Annotated in this window: 17 protein-coding genes, 4 tRNA genes, 3 rRNA genes, 1 riboswitch and 1 other annotated feature; of the genes, 23 read left to right on the plus strand and 1 reads right to left on the minus strand. The window is 38.2% G+C overall.

What is annotated here, in order from left to right; all coding sequences use genetic code 11:
- Positions 1-314: 314 nt before the first annotated feature.
- From LGAS_RS02205 to LGAS_RS02245, 9 genes are all read left to right on the plus strand, one after another.
- Positions 315-1,887: ribosomal RNA gene (locus LGAS_RS02205) — 16S ribosomal RNA — on the plus strand.
- Positions 1,888-2,107: 220 nt separating this feature from the next.
- Positions 2,108-5,013 (plus strand): 23S ribosomal RNA (locus LGAS_RS02210).
- A 60-nt stretch (positions 5,014-5,073) separates the two neighbouring features.
- Positions 5,074-5,190, plus strand: a 5S ribosomal RNA gene (rrf, locus tag LGAS_RS02215).
- Together the 16S, 23S and 5S rRNA genes with 4 tRNA genes alongside form the textbook arrangement of a ribosomal RNA operon.
- A gap of 13 nt (positions 5,191-5,203) precedes the next feature.
- Positions 5,204-5,276, plus strand: a tRNA-Asn gene (locus LGAS_RS02220).
- Positions 5,277-5,298: 22 nt separating this feature from the next.
- Positions 5,299-5,388, plus strand: a tRNA-Ser gene (locus LGAS_RS02225).
- Between the two features lie 116 nt (positions 5,389-5,504).
- Positions 5,505-5,576: transfer RNA gene (locus LGAS_RS02230), tRNA-Glu, on the plus strand.
- 23 nt (positions 5,577-5,599) lie between these two features.
- A tRNA-Val gene (locus LGAS_RS02235) sits at positions 5,600-5,672 on the plus strand.
- A 77-nt stretch (positions 5,673-5,749) separates the two neighbouring features.
- A riboswitch (SMK box riboswitch) is annotated at positions 5,750-5,821 on the plus strand.
- The gene (metK, locus tag LGAS_RS02240) at positions 5,819-7,027 is read left to right on the plus strand and encodes a methionine adenosyltransferase (protein ID WP_011678784.1); all 1,209 of its coding nucleotides are present in this window, start codon (positions 5,819-5,821) and stop codon (positions 7,025-7,027) included. It overlaps the preceding riboswitch by 3 nt.
- Positions 7,017-8,474 (plus strand): MDR family MFS transporter, encoded by a 1,458-nt coding sequence (locus LGAS_RS02245; RefSeq protein ID WP_003650175.1) that lies wholly within the window; start codon positions 7,017-7,019, stop codon positions 8,472-8,474. The genes metK and LGAS_RS02245 overlap by 11 nt, the downstream gene beginning before the upstream one ends.
- 47 nt (positions 8,475-8,521) lie before the next feature.
- On the opposite strand, the gene LGAS_RS02250 is transcribed toward LGAS_RS02245, so the two are convergent.
- Positions 8,522-9,229: a phosphatase PAP2 family protein gene (locus LGAS_RS02250; RefSeq protein ID WP_003647692.1), complete on the minus strand. Its 708-nt coding sequence runs from the start codon at positions 9,227-9,229 to the stop codon at positions 8,522-8,524.
- Positions 9,230-9,430, plus strand: a binding site (T-box leader).
- 43 nt (positions 9,431-9,473) lie between these two features.
- On the opposite strand from LGAS_RS02250, the gene leuS reads away from it, so the two are divergent.
- The 14 genes from leuS (at position 9,474) to LGAS_RS02320 (ending at position 24,096) form a co-directional block, all read left to right on the plus strand.
- Positions 9,474-11,888, plus strand: a complete 2,415-nt coding sequence (gene leuS, locus LGAS_RS02255; RefSeq protein WP_003647691.1) for a leucine--tRNA ligase — start codon at positions 9,474-9,476, stop codon at positions 11,886-11,888.
- A gap of 101 nt (positions 11,889-11,989) precedes the next feature.
- Positions 11,990-13,648, plus strand: coding sequence for a putative polysaccharide biosynthesis protein (locus LGAS_RS02260; protein ID WP_003647690.1), 1,659 nt, complete (start codon positions 11,990-11,992; stop codon positions 13,646-13,648).
- A gap of 105 nt (positions 13,649-13,753) precedes the next feature.
- Positions 13,754-14,887: a DUF2974 domain-containing protein gene (locus tag LGAS_RS02265; protein WP_003647689.1), complete on the plus strand. Its 1,134-nt coding sequence runs from the start codon at positions 13,754-13,756 to the stop codon at positions 14,885-14,887.
- A gap of 72 nt (positions 14,888-14,959) precedes the next feature.
- On the plus strand, positions 14,960-15,706 hold the full coding sequence (locus LGAS_RS02270) for a hypothetical protein (RefSeq protein WP_003653642.1): 747 nt from the start codon (positions 14,960-14,962) through the stop codon (positions 15,704-15,706).
- 45 nt (positions 15,707-15,751) lie between these two features.
- Positions 15,752-16,597 carry an NAD(P)H-hydrate dehydratase gene (locus tag LGAS_RS02275; RefSeq protein WP_003647686.1) on the plus strand — a complete coding sequence of 282 codons (846 nt, stop codon included), beginning with the start codon at positions 15,752-15,754 and terminating at the stop codon, positions 16,595-16,597.
- 5 nt (positions 16,598-16,602) lie between these two features.
- Positions 16,603-17,280 (plus strand): L,D-transpeptidase, encoded by a 678-nt coding sequence (locus tag LGAS_RS02280; protein WP_003647685.1) that lies wholly within the window; start codon positions 16,603-16,605, stop codon positions 17,278-17,280.
- 32 nt (positions 17,281-17,312) lie between these two features.
- Complete coding sequence (locus LGAS_RS02285) at positions 17,313-18,239, plus strand: D-alanyl-D-alanine carboxypeptidase family protein (RefSeq protein WP_003653637.1); 927 nt, start codon at positions 17,313-17,315, stop codon at positions 18,237-18,239.
- Positions 18,240-18,520: 281 nt separating this feature from the next.
- Positions 18,521-20,197, plus strand: coding sequence for an arginine--tRNA ligase (gene argS, locus LGAS_RS02290; RefSeq protein ID WP_031266020.1), 1,677 nt, complete (start codon positions 18,521-18,523; stop codon positions 20,195-20,197).
- Positions 20,198-20,308: 111 nt separating this feature from the next.
- Entirely contained in the window at positions 20,309-21,226 is a 918-nt protein-coding gene (locus LGAS_RS02295) for a class II fructose-bisphosphate aldolase (RefSeq protein ID WP_003647684.1), read from the plus strand.
- Positions 21,227-21,295: 69 nt separating this feature from the next.
- Positions 21,296-21,613: a hypothetical protein gene (locus LGAS_RS02300; protein WP_003647683.1), complete on the plus strand. Its 318-nt coding sequence runs from the start codon at positions 21,296-21,298 to the stop codon at positions 21,611-21,613.
- Positions 21,614-21,661: 48 nt separating this feature from the next.
- On the plus strand, positions 21,662-22,087 hold the full coding sequence (locus LGAS_RS02305) for a GNAT family N-acetyltransferase (protein ID WP_003647682.1): 426 nt from the start codon (positions 21,662-21,664) through the stop codon (positions 22,085-22,087).
- A gap of 23 nt (positions 22,088-22,110) precedes the next feature.
- Positions 22,111-22,443 (plus strand): putative quinol monooxygenase, encoded by a 333-nt coding sequence (locus tag LGAS_RS02310; RefSeq protein WP_003647681.1) that lies wholly within the window; start codon positions 22,111-22,113, stop codon positions 22,441-22,443.
- Between the two features lie 436 nt (positions 22,444-22,879).
- On the plus strand, positions 22,880-23,416 hold the full coding sequence (gene hpt, locus LGAS_RS02315; protein WP_003647680.1) for a hypoxanthine phosphoribosyltransferase: 537 nt from the start codon (positions 22,880-22,882) through the stop codon (positions 23,414-23,416).
- Between the two features lie 11 nt (positions 23,417-23,427).
- Positions 23,428-24,096, plus strand: a complete 669-nt coding sequence (locus tag LGAS_RS02320) for a type 1 glutamine amidotransferase (RefSeq protein WP_003647679.1) — start codon at positions 23,428-23,430, stop codon at positions 24,094-24,096.
- Positions 24,097-24,163 lie beyond the last annotated feature (67 nt).

Here is a 24,163-nt window from a genome sequence, read left to right on the forward strand (position 1 = left end):
GCAAGCGCGAAGCAGAGGCAGGAAGCCAAGCAAAGAGCTTGTCAAGGGAGCAGAAAGATGATAATATTATAAAGCTGTCATTTGAGAAAGATGAGGGGCAAGAAAAATAACTTGTCAAAGCTCAAGAGACATGATATAATATAAAAGTTGTCACACGGCAACGGTAGTACCTTGAAAACTGAACAAAGTTTCGCTGAAAGTGTGCGGGATATAAAAAATCCCAAACAAAAGCGAAGTCAATTCACAAGCAATAAATTTGAGATAACTCAAAGAAAGTTTTAGAGCTAAACGATAAAAAGCTCATTTTCAAGAAGGAAAATGAGAGTTTGATCCTGGCTCAGGACGAACGCTGGCGGCGTGCCTAATACATGCAAGTCGAGCGAGCTTGCCTAGATGAATTTGGTGCTTGCACCAGATGAAACTAGATACAAGCGAGCGGCGGACGGGTGAGTAACACGTGGGTAACCTGCCCAAGAGACTGGGATAACACCTGGAAACAGATGCTAATACCGGATAACAACACTAGACGCATGTCTAGAGTTTAAAAGATGGTTCTGCTATCACTCTTGGATGGACCTGCGGTGCATTAGCTAGTTGGTAAGGTAACGGCTTACCAAGGCAATGATGCATAGCCGAGTTGAGAGACTGATCGGCCACATTGGGACTGAGACACGGCCCAAACTCCTACGGGAGGCAGCAGTAGGGAATCTTCCACAATGGACGCAAGTCTGATGGAGCAACGCCGCGTGAGTGAAGAAGGGTTTCGGCTCGTAAAGCTCTGTTGGTAGTGAAGAAAGATAGAGGTAGTAACTGGCCTTTATTTGACGGTAATTACTTAGAAAGTCACGGCTAACTACGTGCCAGCAGCCGCGGTAATACGTAGGTGGCAAGCGTTGTCCGGATTTATTGGGCGTAAAGCGAGTGCAGGCGGTTCAATAAGTCTGATGTGAAAGCCTTCGGCTCAACCGGAGAATTGCATCAGAAACTGTTGAACTTGAGTGCAGAAGAGGAGAGTGGAACTCCATGTGTAGCGGTGGAATGCGTAGATATATGGAAGAACACCAGTGGCGAAGGCGGCTCTCTGGTCTGCAACTGACGCTGAGGCTCGAAAGCATGGGTAGCGAACAGGATTAGATACCCTGGTAGTCCATGCCGTAAACGATGAGTGCTAAGTGTTGGGAGGTTTCCGCCTCTCAGTGCTGCAGCTAACGCATTAAGCACTCCGCCTGGGGAGTACGACCGCAAGGTTGAAACTCAAAGGAATTGACGGGGGCCCGCACAAGCGGTGGAGCATGTGGTTTAATTCGAAGCAACGCGAAGAACCTTACCAGGTCTTGACATCCAGTGCAAACCTAAGAGATTAGGTGTTCCCTTCGGGGACGCTGAGACAGGTGGTGCATGGCTGTCGTCAGCTCGTGTCGTGAGATGTTGGGTTAAGTCCCGCAACGAGCGCAACCCTTGTCATTAGTTGCCATCATTAAGTTGGGCACTCTAATGAGACTGCCGGTGACAAACCGGAGGAAGGTGGGGATGACGTCAAGTCATCATGCCCCTTATGACCTGGGCTACACACGTGCTACAATGGACGGTACAACGAGAAGCGAACCTGCGAAGGCAAGCGGATCTCTGAAAGCCGTTCTCAGTTCGGACTGTAGGCTGCAACTCGCCTACACGAAGCTGGAATCGCTAGTAATCGCGGATCAGCACGCCGCGGTGAATACGTTCCCGGGCCTTGTACACACCGCCCGTCACACCATGAGAGTCTGTAACACCCAAAGCCGGTGGGATAACCTTTATAGGAGTCAGCCGTCTAAGGTAGGACAGATGATTAGGGTGAAGTCGTAACAAGGTAGCCGTAGGAGAACCTGCGGCTGGATCACCTCCTTTCTAAGGAAGGCGAAAGATGATGGAGAGTGCGAGAGCACTAAAGAGAAGTCATCGAGAAAGCCAAGCGGAAGCACACTGAGAAACTTTGTTTAGTTTTGAGGGTAATACCTCAGAGAGCTAGTACATTGAAAACTGAATATAATCTAAAGCAAAAAACCGAGACAATCGAAAAAACAGATTGAAGAGCGACCGAGAAGAGAGAGAAACTCAACTTGAAATAGGTCAAGTAGAAAAGGGCGCATGGTGAATGCCTAGGCACTAGAAGCCGATGAAGGACGTGACGAACCACGAAAGGCTTCGGGGAGCAGTAAGTAAGCAATGATCCGGAGATATCCGAATGGGGGAACCCAATACCGGGAGGTATTATCAAGAGCTGTTAAGGCTGTTGAAGGAAGACGCAGTGAACTGAAACATCTAAGTAGCTGCAGGAAGAGAAAGAAAAATCGATTTCCCAAGTAGCGGCGAGCGAACAGGAAAGAGCCCAAACCAGCTGGCTTGCCAGTTGGGGTAGTAGGACTGCAGGAAAGCACTTGAAGCGATAGCAGAATTATCTGGAAAGATAAGCCAGAGAGGGTGAGAGCCCCGTAAGCGAAATTGCAGAGAGACTTAGCAGGATCCTGAGTAGGTCGGGACACGAGGAATCCCGATTGAAACCGCGAGGACCATCTCGCAAGGCTAAATACTAACTAGTGACCGATAGTGAACCAGTACCGTGAGGGAAAGGTGAAAAGAACCCCGGAAGGGGAGTGAAAGAGAACCTGAAACCGTGTGCCTACAAGTAGTCAAAGCACATTAAAGTGTAATGGCGTGCCTTTTGTAGAATGAACCGGCGAGTTACGTTATGGTGCAAGGTTAAGTCAGAAAAGACGGAGCCGGAGCGAAAGCGAGTCTGAAGAGGGCGAGAGAGTATCATGACGTAGACCCGAAACCAAGTGACCTACCCATGACCAGGTTGAAGGCGTGGTAAAACACGCTGGAGGACCGAACCCACGTGAGTTAAAAATCGCGGGGATGAGTTGTGGGTAGCGGTGAAATTCCAAACGAACTTGGAGATAGCTGGTTCTCTCCGAAATAGCTTTAGGGCTAGCCTCGTGTGAATGATAATGGAGGTAGAGCGCTGTTTGGACTAGGGGCCCGTCAGGGGTTACTGAATCCAGATAAACTCCGAATGCCAGATATCAATGCACGGGAGTCAGACTGCGAGTGATAAGATCCGTAGTCGAAAGGGAAACAGCCCAGATCACCAGTTAAGGTCCCCAAATCTATGCTAAGTGGAAAAGGATGTGGAGTTGCGTAGACAACTAGGATGTTGGCTTAGAAGCAGCCACCATTTAAAGAGTGCGTAATAGCTCACTAGTCGAGTGACGCTGCGCCGAAAATGTACCGGGGCTAAGCATAGTACCGAAACTGTGGATGCATATCAAAGGATATGCGTGGTAGGAGAGCGTTCTAAGTGCGGAGAAGTTAGATCGAGAGGACTAATGGAGCGCTTAGAAGTGAGAATGCCGGTATGAGTAGCGAAAGATAGGTGAGAATCCTATCCGCCGAAAGACTAAGGTTTCCTGGGGCAGGCTCGTCCGCCCAGGGTAAGTCGGGACCTAAGGTAAGGCCGAGAGGCGTAGCCGATGGACAACAGGTAGAGATTCCTGTACTGAAATTGTTCGATATGAGCAAAGGAGGGACGCAGGAGGCTAATGACGCATGTTGCTGGAAATACATGTGCAAGCAGTAAGAAGAAAGATGAGTCAAATGCTTGTCTAAAGAAATCAAGCTGTGATGCGGAGCGAAATTAAAGTAGCGAAGGTCATGATGTCACACTGCCAAGAAAAGCTTCTAGCCAGAGCAATTTTACCCGTACCGCAAACCGACACAGGTAGTCGAGTGGAGAACACTCAGGTGAGCGAGAGAACTCTCGTTAAGGAACTCGGCAAAATGACCCCGTAACTTCGGGAGAAGGGGTGCTGATGGTAAAAGATCAGCCGCAGTGAATAGGCCCAAACAACTGTTTATCAAAAACACAGGTATCTGCAAAATCGTAAGATGACGTATAGGTGCTGACACCTGCCCGGTGCTGGAAGGTTAAGAGGAGAGCTTAGCGCAAGCGAAGGTTTGAATTGAAGCCCCAGTAAACGGCGGCCGTAACTATAACGGTCCTAAGGTAGCGAAATTCCTTGTCGGGTAAGTTCCGACCTGCACGAAAGGTGTAATGATTTGGGCACTGTCTCAACGAGAGACTCGGTGAAATTATAATACCCGTGAAGATGCGGGTTACCCGCGACAGGACGGAAAGACCCCATGGAGCTTTACTGTAGCTTGATATTGAGTATTTGTTAAACATGTACAGGATAGGTAGGAGCCAGAGAAAGTAGGACGCTAGTCTTACTGGAGGCAATGTTGGGATACTACCCTTGTTTGATGGATCCTCTAACTCGCAGAGCTGAGCGTTCTGGAGGACAGTGTCAGGTGGGCAGTTTGACTGGGGCGGTCGCCTCCTAAAATGTAACGGAGGCGCCCAAAGGTTCCCTCAGAATGGTTGGAAATCATTCGCAGAGTGTAAAGGTATAAGGGAGCTTGACTGCGAGAGGTACACCTCGAGCAGGGACGAAAGTCGGGCTTAGTGATCTGGTGGTACTGCATGGAAAGGCCATCACTCAACGGATAAAAGCTACCCTGGGGATAACAGGCTTATCTCCCCCAAGAGTTCACATCGACGGGGAGGTTTGGCACCTCGATGTCGGCTCGTCGCATCCTGGGGCTGAAGTCGGTCCCAAGGGTTGGGCTGTTCGCCCATTAAAGCGGCACGCGAGCTGGGTTCAGAACGTCGTGAGACAGTTCGGTCCCTATCCGTCGTGGGCGTAGGAAATTTGAGAGGAGCTGTCCTTAGTACGAGAGGACCGGGATGGACATACCGCTGGTGTACCAGTTGTCTTGCCAAAGGCATCGCTGGGTAGCTATGTATGGAAGGGATAAGCGCTGAAAGCATCTAAGTGCGAAGCCCCCCTCAAGATGAGATTTCCGATGCGTAAGCAGTAAGACACCTTAAAGACGATGAGGTAGATAGGCTAGGAGTGGAAGCATAGCGATATGTGGAGCGGACTAGTACTAATCAGTCGAGCACTTGACCAAAGCTCAAAGGTTTAGAGCGGAAGATTATATTCAGTTTTGAGTGTAAAAGCTCAGAAAGAGTACGGTGGCGATGGCAAGAAGGATACACCTGTTCCCATGCCGAACACAGAAGTTAAGCTTCTTAACGCCGAGAGTAGTTGGTGGGAAACTGCCTGCGAGGGTAGGCAGTCGCCGTGCTCTTTTTTAATATTCCGGCTTAGCTCAGTTGGTAGAGCACCTGACTGTTAATCAGGTTGTCGTCAGTTCGAGTCTGACAGCCGGAGTTTATGGCAATAATAAAGTAATGGAGTGTTGTCCGAGTGGCTGAAGGAGCATGATTGGAAATCATGTATACGGGCTTTACCTGTATCGAGAGTTCGAATCTCTCACACTCCGTTGGGAAATATTTTTCGCCATAATGTGTATTTCATTTATTGAGTAATTTTCAAAAAAAGTTCTTGATTTTTGAAAATCATCTGATATAGTAATATATGTGCTCAATTATGAGATCTGACCCGTTGGTCAAGTGGTTAAGACACCGCCCTTTCACGGCGGTAACATGAGTTCAAATCTCGTACGGGTCATTGCCATATCAAATATGGTTGTTGGAGGATTAGCTCAGCTGGGAGAGCATCTGCCTTACAAGCAGGAGGTCACAGGTTCGAGCCCTGTATCCTCCATCGTTCATGGACTACCGAATATGGTAGTCTTTTTTTGTGTTTAAAAATTAATGAACGAAATTTTGTATATATTGTTATTCGGTTAAGGTCCCGAAAGGATTCGCTTTTTAACGAAGATGCCTTGTAACCGAAAGATGGGGGACTCTATGAGAAAAGAAAAGCGTTTATTTACTTCAGAATCAGTTTCAGAAGGACATCCTGATAAGGTTGCTGATCAAATTTCTGATGCAATTTTGGATGCTATTTTAGCTAAGGATCCAAATGGTCGTGTCGCATGTGAAACTACAGTTACTACAGGTCTTGTATTGGTAGTTGGTGAAATTTCTACTTCTGCTTATGTAGATATTCAATCTGTAGTTAGAAAGACAATTTTAGAAATTGGTTACAATCGTCCTGAATTAGGTTTTGATGGTAATAATTGTGCCATTTTAGTCGATATTGACGAACAATCGAGTGATATTGCTGGCGGTGTTAATGAATCACTAGAAACACGTGAGAATCATGAAGATAAAGATGATTTAGATAAAATTGGTGCTGGAGATCAAGGTTTAATGTTTGGGTTTGCGATTAAAGAAACTCCTGAATTAATGCCACTTCCTATTTCTTTAGCACATTCATTGATGAGACGAGTTGCTAGTCTTCGCAAAGAAGGACGTCTTGACTGGCTAAGACCAGATGCAAAGGCACAAGTAACTGTGGAATACGATGATGATAATAAGCCAAAACGTGTTGACACAGTCGTTATTTCTACTCAAACTGATCCAACAGTAACTAATGATGAAATTCGTGAAGCAATGATTGATATGGTTATTAAGAAAGTTATTCCATCTCAATATCTTGATGAAAATACTAAATTCTTAATTAATCCTTCTGGACGCTTTGTTATTGGTGGACCTAAGGGAGATTCTGGTTTAACTGGTCGTAAGATTATCGTTGATACCTATGGTGGATATGCTCGTCACGGTGGTGGTGCATTTTCAGGTAAAGACTTAACAAAAGTTGACCGCAGCGCTAGTTATGCCGCTAGATATGTTGCAAAGAATATTGTTGCTGCTGATTTAGCTTACCAATGTGAAATTCAACTTGCTTATGCAATTGGAGTTGCTCACCCAGTTTCGATCATGGTTGATACTCATGGAACAAGCAAAGTAAGTGAAGATTTATTAGTTGAAGCTGTTAGAAATGTCTTTGATTTAAGACCAGCTGGTATTATTGAAATGCTTAACTTAAGACGACCTATTTACCGTCAAACGGCTGCTTATGGACATTTTGGAAGAACAGATATTGACTTACCTTGGGAACATACTGATAAAGTAGAAGCTTTGAAAAAATATGTGAGTGAGCATGCAAAATAAGAGTAATACTAAAATTGTCACGATTGCCATCTTTTTGACGACCTTTATGACTGCAATTGAAGGTACTATTGTTTCAACGGCCATGCCAACTATTGTTTCTGATCTGAATGGATTAGAAATCATGAATTGGGTAGTTTCCATCTTTTTATTGATGACTGCTGTTTCAACACCAATTTATGGAAAATTAGCTGATAGTATCGGCAGGAAACCTGTTTTTCTATTTGGAATTGCAGTTTTCGTAGTTGGTTCTGCGCTCTGCGGAATTGCTCAAAATATGGTAGAACTAATCCTCTTTCGTGTGATTCAGGGATTGGGTTCAGGTGCTGTTCAGCCAGTGGCAGTTACAATCATCGCTGATTTATATACGCTTGAAAAAAGAGCCAAGATGTTAGGATTGAACTCAGGCTTTTGGGGAGTAGCTTCTGTTATTGCTCCCTTACTAGGTGGATTTATTGTACAGCATCTTTCATGGCATTGGATTTTTTATATTAATGTGCCATTAGGAATCATAGCCTTTCTTTTGGTCATCTTCTTCTTAAAAGAAAAGAAAACCAGCAGTAATTCTACGTTAGACTTAAAAGGAACAACTTGCTTGGTTATCTTTTTGTTGGCTTTAATGATATTTTTACAAGAGTTAGAAGATGGCTTAAATTTAGTCTTACTAGGCTTAGTCGCTATCATTATTATTTCAGCTATTATCTTTTTCAAAACTGAGAAAAGGGCAAAAGATCCAATTATGCCATTAGATATGTTGAGTAGTAAAGAATTTACAATGATTAACTTGATTACACTACTTATTTCTGGCGTAGTAATTGGTTTTGAATTTTACATTCCGACCTGGATGCAAGGGATAAATGCTACAAGTGCGTCTGTTGCTGGCTTTGCAGTAACACCAAGTTCTTTAATGTGGATCGTAGGCTCATTTTTAATTGGTGGTATGTTAGGTCGATGGGGGATAAAGAAAACATATGATTATATGTTGCTTATCTTGATAATTGCCGATTTAGCATTAATTTTAGTTCCAATTTACACATCGTTTTGGGTATTTTGTCTAATTGCGGCCTTTAACGGAACAGCTTTTGGGGCTATTACTACAGCTTCACAAGTTCGCTCTCAAGTACTGGTTGGACGCGATAAGATTGGTGTTGCGACTAGTTTTAATACACTAATGAAATATTTAGGACAGACGATGATGGTATCGATCTATGGTATTACTTTTAATATGGTCGTAGCCAAACATTTAGCGCATTATCCAAATTTAACGCAAAAGATGATGAATGATATTGTTTCTGCTGATAAGGCTAAACATTTAGCAGCTAATTTAATACCTGGTTTAAGACAAGTATTATTGAGCGGGTTAAAGTCTGTATATGTAGTTTCTCTAATTGTTATTGTTTTATCTTTGATTCTTAATCAACTCTATAGGCAAAAGAAAATTGCCAAATAAAAAGCGCTAGCTGAGATTAGTCTAGATTAGATCTCAGTTAGCGTTTTTTATTTATGCTTTTTTAAGTAAGAATGGTAGAGAACTGAAAAGCCTAGCAGAACAAAAGTAGTACCTTCTAGCCACCCACCGACTACATCAGAAGGATAATGAACATGGCAGAAGATTCGAGTATAACCGATAAACAGTGGAAAAATAAGCCAAATAGTAATTAGCGTAGTGCGCCAAAATTTATTTTTGACTAATAAGATAGTTAAAATAATTAGAATTCCGAAGAAAGTTGCGCTGCCAACAGAATGGCCTGATGGAAAACTATAACCATCTGCAAAAACTAGGTGATGAACTAAAGGACGATGACGTTCAACTGCATGCTTAGTAATCCAATTGTAGCCATTGGCGCATATCATTAATCCAGCCGAAAAGAAAGCATAACTAAATTTTTTGGCGATAAGCAAGCCGATGAATAAAACAATAGTTGCAATTGTTAAAGTACTAGTATTCCCAATCACAGTCAACTTAGTTGCAATTGCTACGCTGACTGGGTTGTTATTAGAAATAAGATGAATAATTGCTTGGTCAAAAGAATGAATAAATGGATTTTTATATATGACTAAGAGGGCCCAGATTACATAGAGAATTAAAAAAATAAATCCTGGAACCAGTGTGTCGTGAACGACTAAATTGTTATCTTTCTTTTTCAAAAAAATTTCTCCCCTTGTAATTTCTAGTAGATGTGGTAAATTATAATCATTATCCATAAAAAAATAAAGACTAGGGAGTAGTAACAAGTCATAATTGTTTTTAGAGATGAGCTGGTTAGGTGCAAAGCTTAACAGTTGTGCTGTGAACTTACCCTAATGATAAGTCTATCGTTTGCCTTCCGCGTTAAGGGGCATGAGTGTCACACATAATCTGTGTGGAACTTAGGTGGTAACGCGAAAATGAAGTTCGTCCTATGATTTTTTATCATAGGGCGTTTTTTAATTTTAAGGAGAGATTTAGGTGTACAATCACAAAACCGTAGAAAAAAAGTGGCAAAAATATTGGGCAGAGCATGATACTTTTAAGACAGGAAATGATCCTAAGAAGAAAAATTATTATGCTTTAGATATGTTCCCATTTCCATCTGGCAAGGGACTTCATGTAGGACACCCAGAAGGCTATACTGCAACTGACATTATCTCTAGAATGAAGCGAGCACAAGGTTATAATGTGCTTCATCCGATGGGATGGGATGCTTTTGGCCTGCCAACAGAACAATACGCATTAAAGACTGGTGAAGATCCAGAAAAAGTTACTAAAGAAAATATTGCTAACTTTAAAAAACAACTTAATAAGCTTGGCTTTTCATATGATTGGGATCGCGAAGTAACAACTTCTGACCCTAATTACTACAAGTGGACCCAATGGGTTTTTGAACAAATGTACAAAAAAGGTTTAGCTTATGAAGCTGAAGTTCCTGTTAACTGGTCACCAGATTTAGGAACAGTTGTTGCCAATGAAGAAATCGTTGATGGTAAAACTGAACGTGGTGGTTACCCAGTTTACCGTCGTAATATGCGTCAGTGGATGCTTAAGATGACTGCTTATGCAGATCGCTTACTTGAAGATCTAGACGATTTAGATTGGCCAGAACCGGTTAAAGAAATGCAACGTAACTGGATTGGTCGTTCAGAAGGTGCACAAGTTACTTTTAAGGTTAAAGATAGTGATAAGACTTTTGATGTCTTTACTACTCGTCCAGATACTTTATTTGGTGTTAGCTACACAGTGCTTGCTCCTGAAAGTAAATTAGTTCAAGAAATCACTACTCCTGAGCAAAAAGCGGCAGTTGATTCTTACATTAAGAAAATTGAATCTAAGTCTGACCTTGAAAGAACTGATTTGAATAAGGATAAGACCGGTGTATTTACAGGTGCTTACGCAATTAATCCTGTTAATGGCAAGGAAGTTCCAGTTTGGATTTCTGATTATGTCCTAGCAAGTTACGGTACTGGTGCAGTAATGGCAGTGCCAGCTCATGATGATCGTGATTATGCTTTTGCTACTAAATTTGGTTTACCAATTAACCGAGTTATTGAAGGCGGAGATTTAGAAAAAGAGGCTTTCACTGGTAATGGTAAGCATATTAATTCGGACTTCTTAGACGGCCTAGATAATGAAGAAGCTAAGAAGAGAATGATTGAATGGCTTGAAGATCACAATGCTGGTCAAAAGAAGGTTAACTATAAACTTCGTGACTGGGACTTTTCTCGTCAACGCTACTGGGGTGAACCAATTCCTGTTATTCATTGGGAAGATGGCACTACTTCATTAGTTCCTGAAGATGAATTACCACTTCGTCTGCCACATGCAACTGACATTAAGCCATCTGGTACTCCAGAAAGCCCACTTGCTAACTTAACTGACTGGGTAAATGTTGTTGATAAAAATGGTCGAAAAGGTAAGCGTGAAACTAATACGATGCCTAACTGGGCTGGTTCTTCTTGGTACTACTTACGGTATATTGATCCGCACAATGATAAAGAATTAGCAGATTATGACTTACTTAAAAAATGGCTTCCAGTAGACCTTTATATTGGTGGTGCAGAACACGCAGTTCGTCACCTTCTTTACGCTAGATTCTGGCACAAGGTACTTTATGACTTAGGTGTTGTACCAACCAAGGAACCATTCCAACGTTTGTATAACCAAGGCTTGATTTTGAAGAATCACGAAAAGATGTCTAAGTCTAAGGGTAACGTAGTTAATCCAGACGATGTGATTGATGAATATGGTGCCGACTCACTTAGAATGTATGAAATGTTCATGGGCCCACTTGATGCTTCAATCGACTGGGATGACAATGGTCCAGCTTCAACTAAGAAGTTCCTAGATCGCGTATGGCGTCTATTTGTTAACGATCTCGACTTAAAAGCAATTCCGCAAGAAAGAATTGTTGACAAAAATGACGGTGAACTTGATAAAGTTTATGCTGAAACCGTTAAGAAAGTTACAGAAGATTTTGATGCCTTACACTTTAATACAGCAATTAGTCAAATGATGGTATTTATAAATGCTGCTCAAAAGGCTAAGACTATTCCACGTGAATATGCTGAAGGTTTTGTTAAGTTGCTTGCTCCAGTGGCACCACACATGATGGAAGAAATTTGGCAAGTCTTTGGTCATGATGAATCAATCTCTTATGCTAAATGGCCAGAATATGATCCAGCTAAATTAGTTGAATCAACTGTTGAAATTATGGTTCAAGTTAATGGTAAACTTCGTGGAAAATTTAAGGCTGCTAAAGATTCTGCTAAAGATGCTTTAGAAAAAGAAGCTCTTTCTCTTGACCATGTTCAAAAATTCTTAGATGGAAAAGATGTTAAGAAAGTGATTGTTATTCCAAACAAGATCGTTAACATTGTTGCTAAGTAATTTAAGTTTTTCCTAAATAATTAATATTTGTAAATACTGTTTACATTAATGAGTAATATATAATTCAGACGCTTAACTGGATATAGGGAAAATTTATTTTTATGGAAAATAATACTAAAAATACTAAAGAGACAATGGTCAAAGGTTCCGCATGGATGACCTTTGGCTCTATTGTGTCACGAATTTTAGGTGCATTGTATATTATTCCTTGGTATGCCTGGATGGGAAGCCATGGAAATATTGCTAATGCCCTAACAGCGAAAAGTTATAATATTTATAGCTTATTTATCATTATTTCTACGGCTGGTATTCCTGGTGCAGTTGCTAAGCAAGTAGCGAAATATAATGCTCTAAATGAATATGACATTGGACGTAAGCTGTTTAGACGTGGCTTAATTTTGATGGCAATTTTTGGCGTAATTTGTGCTGCTATCATGTACTTTGGTGCTCCGATTTTAGCCACTGACAATATTATTGGTGCACTCTTACATGGGGCAGAAAGTGATCCACGACAAGTTGCTGTAATGAGAAGTTTATCTTATGCAGTTTTAATTATTCCAATTTTGAGTATTATGCGTGGATATTTCCAAGGTTATGCAGACATGATGCCACCAGCTATGTCTCAATTTGTTGAACAATTAGCTCGTGTATTGTGGATGCTTTTAACAGCATATATCATCATGCAAGTTCAACATGGTTCCTATGTTCATGCTGTTGTTCAATCAAATCTAGCTGCAGCTATTGGTGCAGTATTTGGAATTTTGCTTTTAGTTTGGTTCTTATACCGTAGAAGAAATGAATTAAATGCATTGATGGAGCATTCAAATCATGCAATTAAGATTTCAACTGCTGGAATTTTTTGGGAAATTATTAATCAATCAATTCCATTTATTATCATTGATTCAGGAATTACACTATTTCAATTGATTGACCAATATACGTTTCACCCAATGATTGCGATGTTTGTTCATGCAAGTTCTGATCAAATTGAATCATGGTATGCCTTATTTGGATTAAATGCCAATAAATTAATCATGATTATCGTGTCTTTAGCTACTGCGATGTCAGTAACAGCCATTCCTCTTTTATCGGGTGCTCATGCAAGACGCGACTATGCAAGCATTTCTAGTCAAATTGAGAACACATTGGAATTATTCCTATTTGTGATGATTCCCGCCTCTTTAGGGATGGCTGCAATTGCAACACCAATTTATACGATTTTTTATGGCTATGATCCATTAGGTTCAAATGTCTTATATTTGTCATCTTTTACAGCAATCAGTCTTGGACTTTTTACGGTTTTAATGGCAATTTTGCAAGGTTTATCAGAAAATGGACTAGCAATAAAATACTTAGTTTTGGGAATCATTATTAAATTTGCGGTTCAGTTACCAATGATTCAATTATTTAAGGTATATGGGCCACTTTTAGCTACAAATATTGGATTAATTATCACTATTTGGCTGTCCTTGAAACATTTAAAGGTTAGATACAAATATAATAGTGGTCGCACATCGAGAAGATTCATTGGAATTGCAATTTTCTCAATGGCTATGTTTGTCGTAGTTACTGGAGTGGTTGATTTTGGTGGAAAAATCATTTCGCCTGAACGGCGTCCAACTTCCTTTATTTTAGTAATACTTGCTGTTGCCATTGGTGGCATTTTGTATGCATTCCTATCATTGAAATTTGGTTTAGCACAAAAGATCATTGGACCAAAGGTTAACCGGGTATTAGCAAGATTGCATATTAGAATTTAAGAATGTAGAGAAAAAGGAAACTTAGTAATTATAGCTAAGTTTCCTTTTTTGCCCCTGCCAAGGAAGTTCATTATATAATATTTTAGAGAAAGTGAGGAAGAAAAAATGGATAATATGCTTGTATATGCTGCAAAAGAAAGAAAAAGCTTTAGTGAAGTTTCTTTAAATGAGATAGATAGCATGATCTTTTCACAGTTAGCATATTGCAATTTTGAACTTCTTCCTCAAGTTACTAATTTACGAGATTTGACTTCAGATGATGAAATTAAAACTTTAACGCAAGGAAATCTCGGTGGAAAAAATACTGAAAAATTAATCAAGATTATGATTAAAAATCCACGTTTTAAAAATGTAGCTTGGTATCGAGCCGTTAGTAAGGTAGATGCAAAAACACAAATGCAGTTTAATGCTGTTACCTTTAATATTGCTGACGGTGAGTATTATGTTGCTTACCGTGGAACAACAGCGACGACTATTGGTTGGAAAGAGAACTTTAATATGTCGTTTAGGGATTGGGTACCAGCTCATTATTTTGCTCGTTCATATTATCGCCAAATTAAAGATAAATTTCCCGGGAAATTTTATATTGGTGGTCATTCTAAAGGAGGTAATTTAGCTTTTGCTGTTGCATTAGGTTTAAAAGAATTCGATCTGGCTAATATCGTCAGAATTGACTGCTTTGATGGACCTGGCTTTCATAACCAAGCGCGATTAAAAAGTAAATTTTTAAAATTAAAAGGTAAGATTCACAAATATATCCCGCAGGGCTCTCTAATTGGAATACTTCAAGATGATCTTATTGGAGAAAAAGATTATTGCACAATTGTAGCAGCTTCCGGTGTGAATATCCTTCAGCATGACATGTTTAATTGGCGCGTTAAAAATGACAAGTTTGTGACTTTAAAACAACTAGATAGCACGTCTGAAATTTCTTGGAAGGCAATTGCTGAATGGCTAAAAAATACTACTGATACTGAACGAAGAGATTTTATTGAAATGTTGTATTTAACTGTTAGTGATACTAATCAAATTTACTTTAAAAATATATTAACGCCTAAAACCACATACAAATTGGCTACTCGACTAATTAAGAATAGTTCCGGTCAAAAAGAAGTGTGGGAGCCAGTAATTAGGAAGTTGTTTCAAGCGTATGTTAACTCAGGTACAACAACACTCAGTGAGCAGCGAAGAAATAATCTGATGAATTTTAAAAACATTTTAGATGAACAACGGCGATAGGAACAATAAATTAAAAATTCCCCGCTTTATCTGGAAAAAGAGTAAAATAACGATTGAAAGAGGTGGACAAAATTGAAAAAAGATACATATATGACCTTGTTAGGGTTGCGTGATACCTGTTATAACAATTTCAATTTTGATATTGATGAAAAAGATTTCTATTTAGGAACCGATACATATAAAAAGATAGATAAGATCTTAAAAGCTTCGCAAGATGAACAACTTCTAGTTCAGTTTGAAGAAGGTACGCATCTTTATCAAGATTATGATCCAGAATATTTGAGTGTCGCTCAAAAGAGAGAAGTGCAACATGATATTAATGCAGCACGTGACTTTTTGGATAACTATGATGGGAGCGTCGATGACAAGCATGATAATTATTCAGCTTACTTAGATGACAATTCATTAAGCTATTCTTTTGGCGCAGATAGTAATTTAGATGAAGTGCAAAATAATTTAAATGACATCGAAACTGCTGGTGTTATTGTTTGGCAAAGAAGAAAAGATGAATATATCTTACTCCCACATACTATTCACAGCCTTGAAAGAATTAAAAAGCAAATTTCATCGAATAAGCATGTTGATGATAAAAAACTTCGTTATGCAATGGAGCGTTTGTTTGACAATATAACTGATTTCCTTAAGCCATTTAGTGATAGCGAACTAGGAAAATATGAAAATTCAATTTCTGAAGAGTTAAAAGATAATTTTGAGCATTATGCTTTAGGCGTTCAAACAGATGCACGAGAAGTAGCTGCTGATAAATTAACAAAATATGCTGTTGAACTTGCAGAAAAAGAAAATAACGATAAATTATAAGGTTGAAGCTCATCGGTTAGATGGGCTTTTTTGGATAAGATTAAAATGAAAAGTATTTCAAAAGAACTAATATCTGAAGTAATTAAAAAGCGAAAAAGTGCTACACATAAGGGAAACTATGGGCGAGTACTATTAATTGGCGGAAGTAAAAAATATGGTGGTGCGCTCATTATGTCTGCAGAAGGAGCGCTAAACAGTGGTGCTGGCTTGACTACTGTGGCGACAGATTCAGTAAATATTAGCGCTTTACATACACGAGATCCTGAAATTATGGCTCTTGATTGGAAAAAAAGAGATGAGTTAAAAAATCTAATTGTGAGTTCTGATGTAGTAGTTTGCGGAATGGGACTTGGTTTAGATGATCAGGCACGCGATATTTTAGCTCTTATTAGAGATAGCATTACCTTAAAGCAAACATTAATTTTAGATGCAAGTGCACTTGATTTAATTAGTCAGCAAAAAGACATATTGCCAGTAAACTCAAAATTAGTAATTTTTACACCTCATCAGATGGAATGGCAAAGATTAAGTAAAATAAAAATTGCTGATCAGACTGATCAATTGAATCAAGCTTTTTTAAATGAGTTAGTTCCCAGGAAAAATGCAATTTTAGTATTAAAATCTAACCATACTAAAGTTTACGATCAAGCAGGAAATATCTATCAGAATCCTTTTGGTAATCCCGGAATGGCGATTGACGGAATGGGAGATACTTTAGCTGGAATTATTGGTGGTTTCTGCGGACAATTTACACCTAATTTAGCAACTGTCGCAGGTGCTGTGGGTCTCCATTCAATAACTGCTGATGAAATTGCAGTGAAACAATATATTGTTCGACCGACACAGCTGTCAGCACTTATTCCCGCAATGATGAGAAAATATGAGAAGTGAATAAAATGAAAAAGATAAATAGATATCAAAATTCTGTTTTAATTATTGGAACAATACTAGCTATTTTAGTATTAGCAATTATTTTATTTCCTCATCGTAATGTATCGCTTGCAACTCCAAATAAAATAGTAAACAGTAAAGTAACCAAAAAAGTGGCTCCAAAAGTTAAAAAAGTTACACAAAAGAATTCCAACCTACCATATTCTGATCCTGAAGATTTACAACCAGCTGGCAGCTGGAAGGTTAAAAGCGAAAGTAAGGCACATCCTGATTTATTAAGTTTAAGTAATTTGTGGATAAGAGTGTCAATTAAGGGCAATCGTGTTTATATTATGGATGGCAACAAGCCAGTCTATACAATGCTTGCCTCTTGTGGTGTATATCATAATGGAAAATCTGCAACACCAACTGGAACTTATGCTGTCGAAGCTGAAAGAGGAGCAACCTTTTTTAACCAGAGTCTCCAGGTTGGCGCACGTACTTATATTAGCTGGCACGGCCATGGAACTTATCTTTTTCATTCAGTCCCAACAGATGGTAATAATAAAATCATGAAGAATGAAGCAAAGAAACTTGGTAAAACTCAAGCCTCTCATGGTTGCATTCGCTTGAGCATTCCTGATTCTAAATGGCTATATGAAAAATTGCCTGTAGGCACAAAAGTTGTAGTAAAAGATAAGTAAGTTAAAATACATAACAAGAAATAGGTGACAGGATGAGACATGCAAAGAAAAAGTCTAAGAAAAATTTCTTGTGGATAATAGGAATAGTAGTAATTGCTGTTTGTTTTTTGCTGTGGAAAAACAACTTTGGTCCGAATAGCATGCCGTCAAATTATCATGCTAATCAAGTGGACTTAAATGTTAAATCCGCTGTAGCAATTGATGCCAAGAATGGAAACGTCATCTACGCTAAAAATGCTAATCAAAGTTTGCCAATTGCTTCAATGACTAAGTTGTTAACTACTTATTTAACTCTAAAAGCAATTAAAGAAAAGAAAATTTTTTGGGATACAACTGTTAGTCCCACTCAAGAGATCATTAACTTAGGTTCTAATCCTGATTATGCCAGCGTACCGCTTAATCTAGGTCAAAAATATACTGTTAAAGAGCTGTATGATGCAGCTTTGATAAAATCAGCTAATAATGCAGCTCGTATGCTAGCAATTGCAGTCAGTGGAAATGAGACTAATTTTTTAAATCAAATGCGGCAGCAAGCTAATAAATGGAAACTTCATAATGTTAAATTTGTGACGGTTGATGGTTTACCAGAGAAAAAGAAAAATTTCTTAGGGATGACAACGACAATTGAAAACAAAATGAGTGCTAATGATATGGCAATTATTGCGCGAAAACTAGTTACAGATTATCCTGAAGTTTTAAATACGACTAAAGTAGCAAAAACTTATTTTAGAAATACTTTGATGACTAATAGCAATAAGATGCTAAATGGGCTTTCAGACTATGATCCTAATTATCCTGTCGATGGTTTGAAAACCGGAACAACTGATGGAGCTGGCTCTTGCTTTACTTGCACAGTAGATAAAAATAATAAGAGAGTAATTACAGTAATTTTGGGTGCTCAAAATGATAATGAGCGTTTTTCAGAAACAAAAAAGTTGTTAAATTATTCTTTTAATTAAAATTTAGCTATGAATTCGTTTTAATATTGCACTTTGGTTAAGATTGCTGATATAATTTTCATGATAAAGAGTTAAAAGTAGTAATATTTAATCTATTTTCAGCGAGTCTATGGTTGGTGTGAGTTAGGCAATGGAGCAATACGAAGGCGTGTTTAACTATAATTTTAAAATCAATTAATAAGCGGATACTTTGTATCAAATAGAGTGGTACCGCGGGAAACTTTCTCGTCTCTTTCTAGGTTAACTAGGAAGAGACTTTTTTTATGCAAGAGGTGTTATCAGTGGATTTTAAACAAAAAGTCGTAGATTTAGTTAGTGAACAGGTAGATTTACCTAAAGAAAAAATTGCAATGTTAATTGAAAGACCAAAGAATGCTAAAATGGGAGATTACGCTTTTCCAGCATTTGCTTTGGCTAAAATTGAACACAAGAATCCAGCTCTAATTGCAAAAGAAATTGCAGAAAAAATTAGTGATGATAACTTTACTAGTATTGAAGCAGTTGGTCCATACGTTAACTTTGCAATTGATCATGCTAAGCTAGTTAATGCAACTTTAAATGATGTTTTGACAGAAAAAGACCATTTTGGTGATCAGCAATTAGGCAAAGGTAATGTGCCAATTGATATGTCATCTCCTAACATTGCTAAGCCAATGTCAATGGGACACTTGCGTTCTACTGTTATTGGTAATTCGATTGCTAAAACTTTAGAAAAAGTTGGCTACACTCCAATTAAGATTAATTATCTTGGAGATTATGGTACCCAGTTTGGTAAATTGATTACTGCTTACCGCTTATGGGGCAATGAAGAGGACGTTAAGAAAGACCCAATTACTAATCTTTTCCATTATTACGTTAAATTCCATGAAGAAGCTGAAAAAGATCCTAAGTTAGATGATGAAGGACGTGCTGCCTTTAAGAAGCTTGAAAATGGGGACGAGGAAGAAATTAAGTTGTGGAAATGGTTCCGCGAAGTTTCTCTACAAGAATTTAACCGTATTTATAAAGAATTGGGCGTAACCTTTGATTCATACAACGGTGAAGCCTTCTTTAACGATAAAATGCAACCAGTAGTTGATGAATTGAGAGAGAAGGGATTGCTAGAAGAATCTCGCGGTGCTCAAGTTGTTAACTTAGGTGAAGATGAAAATCCAGCATTAATCTTAAAATCTGATGGTTCTAGTCTTTATATGACTCGTGATCTAGCTGCCGCATTATACCGTAAAAAAGAGTATGACTTCGTTATGTCTCTTTATGTTGCTGGTGGTGAACAAAGCGGTCACTTTAAGCAATTAAAACAAGTTTTGAAGAAAATGGGATATGACTGGGCAGACAATATTCACCACATTCCATTTGGTCTAATTACTCAAGGCGGTAAAAAGTTATCAACAAGAAAAGGTAATGTTGTCTTTTTAGATAAGGTATTGAAAGATGCCGTTTCTTTAGCAGAGCAACAAATTGAAGAAAAGAATCCTAACTTAGCTAATAAAGACCAAGTAGCTCATGATGTCGGCGTTGGTGCAGTAGTATTTCACGACTTAAAGAATGATCGAATGGATAATTTTGACTTTGACTTAGAAGAAGTTGTTCGTTTTGAAGGGGATACTGGTCCATACGTTCAATACACCAATGCTAGAGCACAGAGTATCTTGCGTAAGGCAAATAAAGAAATCTCAATGGATAATTTGAGTTTAAATGATGATTGGTCATTTGCTGTTGCTAAGGCTATAGCTGATTTCCCAGCTATTGTAGCAAAAGCTTCAGAAAAATTTGAACCATCAATTATTGCCAAATATGCGTTAGATTTAAGTAAAAAATTTAATAAATATTATGCAAATGTGAGAATTTTAGATGAAGACGATCAATTAAATGCTCGTCTTGCATTAGTTCAAGCAACTTCAATTGTTTTAACTGAAGCCTTAAGACTTTTAGGTGTAAATGCGCCTAAAGAAATGTAATATTTTTCAAAATAAAAATATTCACTGAATTTTTTTGAGCTAAAGTATGTTAATTTTTGCACTAATGGGTTAAACTAATGATGTGTTAAAAATTTAGGAGGTATTTTTTTAATGGCTTATTTAGTAAATGGTAATGACATTTTCAAAGCTGCTCGTGAAAACCACTATGCTGTAGGTGCATACAACACTAACAACCTTGAATGGACTCGCGCACTTTTAAGAGGTGCTAAGGAAACTAGAACTCCTTTATTGATTCAAGTTTCTACTGGTGCTGCTAAGTACATGGGTGGTTACAAGACTGTTAAGGATTTAGTTCTTAACGAAATGGACAACATGGATATCGATGTTCCAGTTATTTTGAACTTGGACCACGGTGACTATGAATCTGCTAAGGAATGTATCGCACTTGGTTACTCATCAGTTATGTTTGATGGTCACAACTTACCAACTGACGAAAACTTAGCTAAGACTAAGGAAATCGTTAAGTTAGCTCACGAAAGAGGTATCTCTGTTGAAGCTGAAATCGGTAAGATTGGTGAAAACCAAGGTGCCGATGGCGGTGAATTAGCATCTGTTGAAGACGCTAAGACTTTCGTTGCTGCTGGTGTTGACAAGCTTGCTTGTGGTATTGGTAACATCCACGGTGTTTACCCAGAAGGCTGGAAAGGCTTGAACTTCGATCGTTTGAAGGAAATCGCAGAAGCTGTACCAGGTGAACCACTTGTTCTTCACGGTGGTTCTGGTATTCCTCAAGACCAAATTGAAAAGGCAATTAAGTTAGGTATTGCTAAGATCAATATCAACACTGAATTCCAATTAGCATTCCAAGCTGCAACTCGTAAGTACATCGAAGACAAGATGGACTTAGACAAGGGCAACAAGGGTTACGACCCACGTAAGCTTTTGAGAGCTGGTACTGACGCAATTACTGATTCTATGAAAGAAATGATTTCATGGATGGGTACTGCACCAATCGACTCAAAGGAATCATCAGTTAAGTTTGACGAAGCTTCATTAAACGAAGAATAATCAACTAATTCTATTAAAAAAGACCTCAGTTTTTCTGGGGTCTTTTTTGTTTAGGTGAGATAAATAGCAATGCATGTCGAATTTTACGAAAAGGGTTGTAAGAGCTTCTTTAAAAAGTACAATAAGCAAAAAGATATTATTGTAAAATTGGTCGAAGCTGCAATTGATAAAGAAGTAGCTAGTGGGATGACGAAGGTTAAATTGGCGACCAGAAAAAGAGTAAATGATAAAAATATTTATGAATTTCGGCTTAATGCTGGCACAATAGGTTCGATTCGAATTGCATTTTCAACTTTCGATAAAAAAACAATAGTCTACTTTATTAGCAAAAACCTTCAAAAATCAGCATTTAGTAAAGATTTTGACAAAATAATTGCTAAGCTATAATAAAATATTTTTAGCGCTATATATATTAAAAAGTAAGAGTTTATTACTATGAAAATTTTGAAAATTAATGCTCTTGATCAAGAAACAGAAAATAAATTATTAGTAATTTGGGAAATCAGCGTTAGAGCTACGCACAATTTTTTATCAGATCCAGAAATTAATAATATTAAAAAATATGTTCCTCATGCTTTAAGAGGAGTATCGCATTTAATTGTTGCATATGATGAGAATGAACCAGTTGCTTTTATGGGAATCAATGACCAAAAGTTAGAGATGCTTTTTGTTGATGCTAATCAGCGTGGAAACGGAATTGGCAAAGCCTTGATTACTTATGGTATTGATAATTTAGATATTAATGAGCAGAATCCAGGAGCTCGTGGTTTTTATGAACATATGGGATTTAAAGCAGTAGAAAGATCTGAGTTTGATGATCAGGGAAATCCTTATCCGATTTTAGTAATGAAAGGAGATTAAAGTTTACAGAAAGAAGTGATCACATGTCTTTAACAGTTAATCTTTATTACACTGGTAAAAGCGGAAGTGCTCGTAGATTTGCTGAAGAAATGGAAAGTAGCGGTGTGGCTGATCGTATTAGACAAGAGCCAGGCAATGAAAAATACGATTATTTCATTCCTATGAATGACCCAGAAACGATACTTTTGATTGATAGCTGGAAGAACCAAAAATCTTTAGATGCTCATCATGCTTCGCCAATGATGAAAGAATTAGCAGATTTACGTGAAAAGTATGATCTTCATATGCATGTTGAACGCTATGTTTCGGATGAAAATGGGATGCCAGATACGGATCAAAAGTTTATTAGAAAATAGTAACAAAAAAACTCGTTGACCTATCAATCAACGAATTTTTGCGTTCAATACTAAAAATAGAGGAAAATGAAGAATAGAATTATAGATTTATTTCCGACGAACCTTTACAGGAACTGGAACTGGTTTATTTACAATAGCGGCATTTGCAGCAAGTACTGCCATAGCGCTAACTCCTAGAACTAATAATAATTTCATTAAACCATTCCTTTCTTTATTTGATTGATATCCATCTTAAAGTGAAGTTGTGAATTTTTTGTGACTTATATTTAAGAGAAAATCTAAAAAACTATAAATAATTTTATTCCCTTTATAAATACGAACAATTTCGCAATATTAAGTAAAAATAATTAATAAATAAGTGTAAAAAGACTAAAAAAATCTCTTTATTTATGTTAAAATTTCATCATTGACGATTTTAGTAAAGAGGAATTACAGAATGAATAACGATATCGAACGTATATTGTATACTCAAAGCGACTTAGATAGTCGTATGGATGAAATGGCTGCGGAATTAAATGTAAAGTATAAGGACGAAGAGCCGATTGTCGTGCCCGTCTTAAATGGAGCCATGATTTTTGCTAGTGACATGATTAAGCGATTGAATTTTAAGTTGACTATTGATCCGATTAAGGCTTCTAGTTATGCTGGTACGCAATCAACTGGAGAAGTAAAGATTACGCAGGATATTAAGTCAGATGTAAAAGATCGTCCAGTAATTTTTATGGAAGATATTATTGATACTGGCCGGACTTTACAAGCACTCAGTGAAGTCATGAAAGGTCGTGGAGCTAAGAGCGTTGAAGTTGTTGCAATGCTTGATAAGCCAGAAACACGTGTAGTAGATTTTCATGCTGATTATTACGGTTTTAAGGCACCAGACGAGTTTTTAGTTGGCTATGGCTTAGATTATAATGGCCTATATAGAAACCTGCCTTATGTGGGAATTTTAAAGCATGAAGTTTATGCTAACTAAGGAGAACGGTAATGCGTGTAAATGTTTTACAACATACTCCAAACGAAGGACCAGGTTCAATTAAAACTTGGGCTGATCAACATCACTATGAATTCTATGTTTATCATCCTGAAACTTTTGGTAAACTGCCAACTGTGGAAGAAACAGATTTATTAATAATTCTTGGCGGACCAATGAGCCCTAATGATGATTTAATTTGGATTGAGCAAGAGAGAAAATTAATTAAAGCAATGCTTGATGCGCATAAACCAATGTTTGGTGCATGTCTTGGTGGACAACAAATTGCAAAAACTGTGGGTGCTAAGGTTTTAGATGCTCCCCATAAAGAAGTTGGATGGGCACCGGTTTATTTGAAGGATCAGACTATTTCTAATATCCCGGAAAAATTAATAGCTCTTCATTGGCACCAGCAAATGTTTGAAATTCCAGAAGGAGCTAAGTTATTGTTCTCAAGTGATTTAGTAAAGAATCAAGGCTTTTTACTTGGTGATAATGTGATTGGTTTACAATTTCATTTTGAACCAGAAGAAGATAATGTGAGAGAAATTGCAATTAATGATGTTGATTATCCATTAGAGAATAATGATTTACATCAAACTGTTGAAGAAATTATTGCTCATGGGGTACCGAAAGAAAATCAGAAAGTAATGTTTAAATTACTTGATTTCATTACTAAATAATAAGTGTAAATTCTAGACTACTAATAAAAAGTAAGCTAATATAAAGCTGTAAGTTTTTCGAGGAGGA

Origin of the sequence: Lactobacillus gasseri ATCC 33323 = JCM 1131 (assembly GCF_000014425.1) — a bacterium.
In the GTDB taxonomy this organism is placed as follows: Bacteria; Bacillota; Bacilli; order Lactobacillales; family Lactobacillaceae; genus Lactobacillus; species Lactobacillus gasseri.